We start from the raw sequence: 5,235 nt of genomic DNA, 5'->3' as shown, positions 1-5,235 counted from the left end.
GAATAGGCCGGAGCAAAAGGGCGGATTCGGCTGAGACTTTCGGCGCGCTTTCCCGGTCCGGGAGTCAAAAAGCCTGCTGGTTATTGGAAATGTCGTTCAAGGCGTTTGCCGGTGCTGCACCGGATCGGCGAGGAACGACACCGCAATCAGGTCGTCGCCATCGATCCGGCCGTGACGATCTTCCATGATGGCCGCGACCTTTTGAAAGGTTTTCATTTCGGCATCCGTCACCCGCGCATCGCGCATCCGGGCCTGGAGATCGGCCAGGCGAACGCCCAAAGCAGGGGATGTCACAGCTTTGCTTATCATCTTCACTCGTCCTGATTGGAAACTGACATGGGCAACCCGCCGCCATGGCTGGCGGCGGGTTTGGGACAATTCCAAGTTCAGTCGTAGACCTTGACGATCTTGCGGGTGCCCGGATCCACCAGGACGGTGCGGTTGTCGACCACTACGTAGCGGTATTTGACGTCGGGGATCTCATGAAGCTCGACCGTATCCGGCAACGCGCTACCAACATTCAGTTCCACGCCGGGAATCTTGACCGAAGCGAGGGGCTGCTTCTTCACATACTCGCGGATGACCGTGTCCTGTTCAGGCTGGATGACAACGTCCTGAGCGGCAACGGCGCCCACTCCGGCCAACAGCAACAGCGCCGCTGCGGCGCCCGTTAGGTGCATTTTCATACTGTTTCTCCTTGCGAGTCAGCATGACAAGATCGTCCAACGCTGACGGCAACTGAACTTGAGCCAACTGAAAATGTTCCTCAGATTGGGCTTCGGTCGGATGCTGTCTGCGACTTAAGTCTGGCCCGAGAGCGCATTGGTCTTACCGACGGGAACGGCTCTCTGTTCACGGCTGTTTGTCTCCCGGAATTCGGAGAAACAGATGGACAAAAGTGTTGGCCAAGCGCGCTGGTTGCTCGCACCGATTTTCGCGACAGCCGTTACCTTTCTGGTGATGGGAATAGTCCTTGGCTGACATGTCGTCGATCGGCGCAGCAACGTCCCTTCCTGCGCTGAGAGGGTTCGCAAGCCGCTTCGGCGCCTGGCGAACCCTCTATCTTCACCATACGCCGGCCTGCTCGTCGCTATCGTCCAGCAGTTGCTCGTTCAGTTTGCCGCTCGGTTATCGGGCCGTGTGTATCGATCGAGCCGGCGGCGAAGACAAGACACGTTGATCCGTAGGCTGCTCGCTGAAGTAAAGCGAACTGCCGAGAATGAGGAACACGATGCCCACCGCCGTCAATCCAACCATGAGCACGGCAATCGCCGTTCCTGGGCCATAGCCTGTCTTGATGATGGTGGATCGGTGGGCCATCGCGGCGTTCTCCAGACACCCGGCGGTGCCGAGTTCTGCGACAAACGACAAGCGAGGCCCGATGTTCCCTCGTTGGAAGACTCAATCGGTCACTTTGGGCTTTTGCTTTTTCCTGTAGGACCAAGGTCTTATCTGCCGAGCGCAAAGGTCCAAGGGGCCTTGTTCAGTTCCGATAATGTCCCTTGGATGTTCCGTTACTTTAGGTAAACCTGATATATTGCCTGGGCGGAAAACTTAGCTGGCCAAGCAAAATCGCCCGCGAACCGGGCATGGAAAATGTGGCTTTGGCAAGTTCAACAACAGGCAGTCATGTCTCGGGCGACGAATAGCTCACGTCTCGTCGAATCCGCCCTCTCGGGTCTGATCGTGCGTGATTGCGGCTTCTTCCTCATCATCGGGGAGGGCGTCGTCGCTGTCCTGGTACGCGTTATCGTCGTCCTCGTCCGGCAGATCGCCGTCTTTTTCGACGCCGTAACGCATGTCGCCGTTTTCCGGCGCGGACTCTGGCAGGATCTCGCCGCCCTTGATTGCATCCCAATCCTGCTGCTCGATGGTCGGCCCATCCGCCCTCGGTGCGTCATCTTCGATGTCGGCGCTTGGTTTGTTGCGAGGTGCCATGCTGGCCTCCAATCGTTGAAGAACTGGAGGCGAAACTCGGCGTGCCGGCGTTTGTTCCGGACCCGAAGTGCAAAGACCGGCGTGCTTCTGGATTGTCGACGGCTGGCGTGTCAGCCCAGCCCGCCAGCACCGCGGCCGCGGCCCGCACAGTTGCCAAGTTGCCGTGCAAATGGAGAACGCATTGCGGCGACTGACCCCTTACTTGCGAAGTTGCTAAAATAATGAAATGTTGTCCGCGGGAAATGAAATGAGGCAGGGACTGGTTGGAACCGGCGCGGTTTCGACGGTTTTGGAAACCATGTATTTTGGACAGTTTCTGGTAGGAATGTCAGCCACGGCCGTCATCGTCGCGGTCTGGACCTATATGACCACCGGCTCCTTCTGGGAGGCATTTGCCTGGACGATAGCGACGCTGCTTGTCCTGCAGGTCGGCTACTTCGTGCTCGTCGTGAGGCTGATCTTCAGGCGCGCACATGACATCGTGCCGAGCCAGGATCCGGTAGACGCCTTTCCGCCATTGCATCGCGACGGTGTCCAGCTTTGAGACCGGGTGACCGGGACCGATCAGGAATGGCGTTTCCATACCAGGCCGTCCACTCGAGCGCGTGCGCCGGGGCGCTCGGGGAACGTCGCCACCAGCGCGATCACGACCGACGGCAAGGTGTTTGGTCGCTGAGACGGCTTCTGAGCATATCCCTGCTGGAGATTTCGGCCAGCGTTATCATGGGAACAGGATGCATGCGCGACCGCTCCGCATTGTGCTCAGGCCGACAGGTTGGGAACAAGTGCTGATGCTTCGCGTTCTCTGGCAGTGCCGATGAGGTTGCCGCCTCCATCGGTGCCGTTATGGCTCGCTCTGCTCCCGGCGGGGCGAGCCCTTTTCGTGCTGGAGCCTTTCAAATCGTCCAGATGAAGAGGCGGATGCGCGGCCGATTTGGCGCACTGGTGCTCAGATTGAATTTTTTCCCTTTAAATATCCGTACATATCTGTGCAAGTTTTCAAACTCTTGAATGCTGTCTGCCGAATGTTTGATCAGCAACCAATCAATATCCAGGCTGCAATCGTAATATCTTCAATTCTGAAGTTACGATGGAACCGCATGGCAGCGGTGGAGTTTTTATGGAGGGCGGAATTCAGTTATCACTAGGAGATGGCCATGAGACTTTATCTTACGAGCGCGGCGACCGCCGTCGTCCTGATGGGCGGGATTGGTGCGGCGCTGGCGGAAAACGTCGTCGTCGTCCAGCCGGAGCAGGAGACAGTCGTTCGCGAATACATCAAGAGAGAACCGCTTGCCTCGGTGAACCTTCTGGGCGTCGAGCTCAAGCTCGGCTCGTCGGTGCCGGATACGGTCGAACTGCGTGAGGTGCCCGACGTCAAATACCGCGTCGCGGTGATCAACGACCAGACGGTCCTCGTCGATCCGGAGACCCGCCAGATTGTTGAAGTGCTGCACTAGGGATTCCGCAGTACTGGACCTTGGGAAAAACCCGCCCCGACGTCGCGTCGGGGCGGGTTTCCTTTGCCGCGACCCGCGATGGCCTATTCGGCGGCCAGTCTATCCTGCGTCTTGGTCTCGAAATCGCTGGCGTCGTGGCGTTCATGCAGTTGCATGGCAGGCTCACCGAAGGCGCGGTTGACCATGCGCCCGCGCTTGACCGCCGGGCGGGCGTCGATGGCCTTCGCCCAACGCTGCACATGCTTGTACTCGTGCACCGACAGGAACTCGCCGGAATCATTGTACATGCGGCCGAGTGCCAGCCCGCCATACCAGGGCCACACCGCCATGTCGGCGATGGAATAGTCCTTGCCGCCGAGATATTCAGTCTCGGCCAACCGGCGGTCGAGCACGTCCATCTGACGCTTCACCTCCATCGAGAAGCGATCGATGGCATATTCGAACTTTTCCGGCGCATAGGCGTAGAAGTGGCCGAAGCCGCCGCCCAGATACGGCGCCGAGCCCATCTGCCAGAACAGCCAGGACAGCACCTCGGCGCGGGCCGGCTGTTCGGTCGGAAGGAATTCGCCAAACTTTTCGGCGAGATAGACCAGGATCGAGCCGGATTCGAAGATGCGCACCGGTGTGGTGCCACTGTGGTCCATCAGGGCCGGAATCTTGGAGTTTGGATTGACCTCGACGAAGCCGCTGCCGAACTGGTCGCCATCGTTGATCCGGATCAGCCAGGCATCGTATTCGGCACCCTTGTGGCCGCGCGCCAGAAGCTCTTCCAGCATGACGGTGACCTTGACGCCGTTCGGCGTCGCCAGCGAATAGAGCTGCAACGGATGCTTGCCGACAGGCAGTTCCTTGTCATGCGTCGGCCCGGCGATCGGCCGGTTGATGCTGGCAAAGGCTCCGCCGCTCGGCTTGTTCCAGGTCCATACTTTCGGCGGTGTGTAGTCGGTCATTTCGTGGCCTCGTGTCGGGGAAGGATGGCAGGTCGCCATTAACTAGGGCTGCGGATGTGTAAGTTCAACTTGCGTTGAACTATTATCGATGCCCGCAGTGCCAACATCGGCAATTGGGCTCTTCCTTACCCTTGCGCCTTCTCCTGCGTGGCATACCTATAGAAGATGTCGCCAAAGCCCACCCAGGACAAAAGCATGACCATCAATCCCAATCTGCGCTCGGTCGTGGCCGTGCGGGCCACTGTTCCCGAAGATGCCTTTACGGCCGGGGCGCTCGGCACGCTCAGGGAAGGCAGCGGCGTCGTCATTCGCAATGACGGGCTGGTGCTGACCATCGGCTATCTCATCACCGAAGCGGAAGAGGTCTGGCTGACCAGCCATGACGGCCGCGTCATCCCCGCGCACGCGCTGGCCTATGACCAGGAATCGGGCTTCGGCCTGGTGCAGGCGCTGGCGCCGCTCGGCCTGCCGGCGGTGGCGCTGGGCGATGCCGGCAAGGCCAGGATCGGCGACGCCGTGGTGCTGGCCGACGGCATCGGCCAGTCGGTGCAGGCCAGGATCGTCACCAAGCAGGAATTCGCCGGCTATTGGGAGTATCTGCTCGACGAGGCGATCTTCATTGCGCCGGCGCACCCGTCCTGGGGCGGTGCCGGGCTGTTCGGCGCCGATGGCTCGCTGCTCGGCATCGGTTCGCTGCGCCTGCAGATGAGCCGCAATGGCGAGGTCGCCGATATCAACATGGTGGTGCCGATCGATCTGTTGCCGCCCATACTCGACGATCTCCTGACGCGCGGCCAGGTGGCCAAGCCGCCGCGTCCATGGCTCGGCGCCCTGTCGGCCGAAAGCGATGGCAGAGTGGTGGTGATGAGCGTGACCGAAGGCGGTCC

The 5,235-nt window shown here is 60.0% G+C and carries 7 protein-coding genes; 3 read left to right on the top strand and 4 right to left on the bottom strand.

Annotated features, from left to right (window positions below):
• Window positions 1-96: 96 nt before the first annotated feature.
• The 3 genes from EN884_RS24880 to EN884_RS24865 form a co-directional block, all read right to left on the bottom strand.
• On the bottom strand, window positions 97-279 hold the full coding sequence (locus EN884_RS24880; protein WP_318014171.1) for a hypothetical protein: 183 nt from the start codon (window positions 277-279) through the stop codon (window positions 97-99).
• A gap of 107 nt (window positions 280-386) precedes the next feature.
• Entirely contained in the window at window positions 387-686 is a 300-nt protein-coding gene (locus tag EN884_RS24875) for a DUF1236 domain-containing protein (RefSeq protein WP_013530625.1), read from the bottom strand.
• A gap of 964 nt (window positions 687-1,650) precedes the next feature.
• On the bottom strand, window positions 1,651-1,938 hold the full coding sequence (locus EN884_RS24865) for a hypothetical protein (protein WP_063168625.1): 288 nt from the start codon (window positions 1,936-1,938) through the stop codon (window positions 1,651-1,653).
• A gap of 247 nt (window positions 1,939-2,185) precedes the next feature.
• Here EN884_RS24865 and EN884_RS24860 point away from each other — a divergent pair, with 247 nt between their 5' ends.
• Both EN884_RS24860 and EN884_RS24855 read left to right on the top strand, forming a co-directional pair.
• The gene (locus EN884_RS24860; protein ID WP_245460934.1) at window positions 2,186-2,482 is read left to right on the top strand and encodes an exopolysaccharide production repressor protein; all 297 of its coding nucleotides are present in this window, start codon (window positions 2,186-2,188) and stop codon (window positions 2,480-2,482) included.
• A gap of 613 nt (window positions 2,483-3,095) precedes the next feature.
• A complete protein-coding gene (locus tag EN884_RS24855) occupies window positions 3,096-3,398 on the top strand; it encodes a DUF1236 domain-containing protein (protein WP_013530629.1) in 303 nt (100 codons plus the stop codon).
• Window positions 3,399-3,481: 83 nt separating this feature from the next.
• Here the strand turns inward: EN884_RS24855 and yghU are convergent, their stop codons facing one another.
• Window positions 3,482-4,348, bottom strand: coding sequence for a glutathione-dependent disulfide-bond oxidoreductase (gene yghU, locus EN884_RS24850; protein WP_013530630.1), 867 nt, complete (start codon window positions 4,346-4,348; stop codon window positions 3,482-3,484).
• A gap of 195 nt (window positions 4,349-4,543) precedes the next feature.
• Between yghU and EN884_RS24845 the strand changes: the two genes are divergently transcribed.
• A partial coding sequence (locus tag EN884_RS24845; RefSeq protein ID WP_164895136.1) for a S1C family serine protease occupies window positions 4,544-5,235 on the top strand: 692 nt, incomplete at its 3' end.

The sequence above is a fragment of the Mesorhizobium sp. M7A.F.Ca.AU.001.01.1.1 genome (assembly GCF_004022735.1).
GTDB classification, from domain to species: Bacteria; Pseudomonadota; Alphaproteobacteria; order Rhizobiales; family Rhizobiaceae; genus Mesorhizobium; species Mesorhizobium ciceri.
Note: the sequence above shows the minus strand (reverse complement) of the source record. Positions and strands in the feature narration are given on the sequence as shown.

Bases quoted from the DNA above. Each gene is read 5' to 3' on its own strand.
- EN884_RS24875 (WP_013530625.1), bottom strand. From the start codon at position 686: ATGAAAATGCACCTAACGGGCGCCGCAGCGGCGCTGTTGCTGTTGGCC.
- EN884_RS24865 (WP_063168625.1), bottom strand. From the start codon at position 1,938: ATGGCACCTCGCAACAAACCAAGCGCCGACATCGAAGATGACGCACCG.
- EN884_RS24860 (WP_245460934.1), top strand. From the start codon at position 2,186: ATGAGGCAGGGACTGGTTGGAACCGGCGCGGTTTCGACGGTTTTGGAA.
- EN884_RS24855 (WP_013530629.1), top strand. From the start codon at position 3,096: ATGAGACTTTATCTTACGAGCGCGGCGACCGCCGTCGTCCTGATGGGC.
- yghU (WP_013530630.1), bottom strand. From the start codon at position 4,348: ATGACCGACTACACACCGCCGAAAGTATGGACCTGGAACAAGCCGAGC.